The organism is Nonomuraea zeae, from assembly GCF_005889725.1.
Lineage (GTDB): Bacteria > Actinomycetota > Actinomycetes > Streptosporangiales > Streptosporangiaceae > Nonomuraea > Nonomuraea zeae.
In genome coordinates this window covers 1-683 of sequence record NZ_VCKX01000720.1, presented here as the reverse complement: position 1 = coordinate 683, position 683 = coordinate 1, and the positions used below count along the sequence as shown (strand labels likewise).

Genomic DNA, 683 nt, shown 5'->3' with positions numbered 1-683 from the left:
TATGTCTTAGGGTCTCGTGGGCTGGGAGATGTGTATAGGTGACAGGGGGTGGTCCGGGCCGTGCGGTGCGACGGGTGGGGCACTGTCCTGTTCGTCGAGGGCGCTGACGGTCGCGATGGCTTCGAGGAGTTGCCGCGTCCACGGGTTGGCCTCGCCAGGTTCGGCGGGGCCGTAGTAGGGGGTCGGAGTTGCAGGTGCGGGCTCGTCGTATCCGGCGGTGGCCGGGCGAGTCTGACGGGACCTGGCTATGAGCACCGCGAGCACGGCCAGCAGGGCGACCACGAGCACCACGGCCGAGGTGACCATGGTGGCGGTGGACAAGCCCGTATGCCCGCTGGACACCGCGGCGTTGAGGTGTGCGGGGACGGCGCTGGAAGACGTGGTGCTGGATGCCGGTGGCGCGGGAGCGGTGCCTTCGTCGGCTTCGACCTCCGGCGTGGCAGTGGTGTCCTCGTTGGCTGTGGCGTCCGGCGTGGGCGAGGTTGACGGGGCCGTCGCCGCCGCTGAAGTGGAGGTGGCGGCCGGCTCGGCTTCGTCGGTTGCCGGAGCGGACGGTGACTCCGATGCCGTGGCGGTGTCTGTGGGGAAGGGCGACTCGGAGGCTGTGGCGGTTTCCGTGGGCGATGAGGAGTCGGATGCCGTGGGGGTGGCTGAAGGTGACTCGGACTTGGTGGGTGTGGGGG

The 683-nt window shown here is 70.0% G+C and carries 2 protein-coding genes; one reads left to right on the top strand and one right to left on the bottom strand.

Annotation, left to right across the window (positions count from 1 at the left end; translation table 11 throughout):
• Positions 1–6: 6 nt before the first annotated feature.
• Positions 7–321, bottom strand: a complete 315-nt coding sequence (locus tag ETD85_RS62590) for a hypothetical protein (protein WP_138699136.1) — start codon at positions 319–321, stop codon at positions 7–9.
• Between ETD85_RS62590 and ETD85_RS62585 the strand changes: the two genes are divergently transcribed.
• On the top strand, positions 314–683 hold a 370-nt coding region (locus ETD85_RS62585), incomplete at its 3' end, for a hypothetical protein (RefSeq protein ID WP_206059666.1). The genes ETD85_RS62590 and ETD85_RS62585 overlap by 8 nt on opposite strands.